General features: G+C 70.5%; 1 protein-coding gene and 1 tRNA gene. One reads left to right on the top strand and one right to left on the bottom strand.

Going from position 1 to position 1487, the window contains the following annotated elements; all coding sequences use genetic code 11:
• Nucleotides 1-59 precede the first annotated feature (59 nt).
• Nucleotides 60-147: transfer RNA gene (locus SSBG_RS33700), tRNA-Ser, on the top strand.
• Nucleotides 148-214: 67 nt separating this feature from the next.
• Here the strand turns inward: SSBG_RS33700 and SSBG_RS15175 are convergent.
• Nucleotides 215-1459: a tyrosine-type recombinase/integrase gene (locus SSBG_RS15175; RefSeq protein ID WP_008746990.1), complete on the bottom strand. Its 1245-nt coding sequence runs from the start codon at nt 1457-1459 to the stop codon at nt 215-217.
• Nucleotides 1460-1487: the final 28 nt, after the last annotated feature.

Here is a 1487-nt window from a genome sequence, read left to right as displayed (position 1 = left end):
CCCACCCCCCGCGCCAACCGATTTCTGACCACGGCCCCTCATGGGCTAGAGTCTCCCCCGGTAGCGTGTCCGAGCGGCCGAAGGAGCTCGCCTCGAAAGCGAGTGTGGCGTAACCCGTCACCGTGGGTTCAAATCCCACCGCTACCGCAGGTAGACGAAGGGCCCGGTCCATTGCGGACCGGGCCCTTCGTGCTGCTCCGTCTCAGTTCCCGTCTCAGTTGGGCTGAGCGGGCCCCTCCTCGCGCGGCGTCCAGATCAGTCCGTCCACCTGTCGCGCCACGTCGGCGCGCACAGTGTCGACCATGTGCTGGTAACGCGCGGCCATCGCCGTCGTGGACCATCCCATGAGGCCCATCACCGCACGCTCGGAGACTCCGAGGATGAGCAAGACCGTCGCGGCGGTGTGACGGGCGTCGTGCAAGCGGCCGTCACGGACGCCGGCGGTGCGCAGCAGCTCCTTCCACTCGTCGTAGTCGGTGCGCGGCGGCGTCCCCCGACCCGTGGGCGTGGCGAAGACCCATCCCTCTTCCGACCAGTCCATCCCCGCCGCCGCACGTTCGGTGAGCTGCTTCTCCCGGTGTTCCTTCAGGAGGTCCCCGAGCTGGGCAGGCAGCCCCACCGCCCGCCGCCCGGCGCGGGACTTCGTGTCTGCCGTCTCCGGGTTGGTCCGGCGCCGCTCGGGGCAGTAACCCGCCTTGCGCCCGCAGGTGTCGCCGCACCCGTGGGCGTAGCGCGGCCGGCGGCGACTGCGCCGCACGTAGAGGACGCCACGGGCCGTGTCGATATCGTCCCATTTCAGCCCGAGCGCCTCCCCCTGCCGCAGCCCGAGCGCGAGCGCGACGGCCCATCGTGCGGAGTTGCGGCGCTTGTCGGCGGCGGCGAGAAGACGGCGAACCTCCGCGACGGTGTACGGCTCGATCTCCTCCTCGTTCAGCCGGGGCGCCTTGGCGAGCTGGACCGGATTGCGGGCGAGGTGGCCGCGCCGTACGGCCTCGTTGAGCGCGGTACGGAACGTGCGGTGAATCTGGTGGATGGTCCCGGCCTTGCGCCCGTTCGCCCGCATCTTCCCGTAGAAGCGCTCGATGTGCTCGGGGCCCAGCTTGTCGAGACGGTGCGCCCCGAGGGCGGGGATCAGGTGCTTCCGTACGGCAACCCCGTACCCGACCATCGTGTTCTCGTTCACCGCGAGCGGGGCGATGCTCTCGATCCAGTGCGTCAGCCACATGGCGACGGTCCACGGGCGTCCGGGCTTGCGAAGGGTGTTCGCGTCGCGCTGCTTCTCCAGCTCGCGCACGGCGGCGGTGACCTCTGCGCGGGTCTTGCGCTCCACATGCCGCCGGTCCGGCCGCCCGTCGTCGCGGACGCCGACCGTCACTCGCCCGTGCCACTTCCCGTCCGCACCCTGGTAGATGGATGAGCGGCCATTGGGCTGCCGGGTGCGCTTCTTCTCTTCGGTCACGGTGTCTCCGGTTCTGTGCAGAGCGAGG

Source organism: Streptomyces sp. SPB074, assembly GCF_000154905.1.
Lineage (GTDB): Bacteria > Actinomycetota > Actinomycetes > Streptomycetales > Streptomycetaceae > Streptomyces.
Note: the sequence above shows the minus strand (reverse complement) of the source record. Positions and strands in the feature narration are given on the sequence as shown.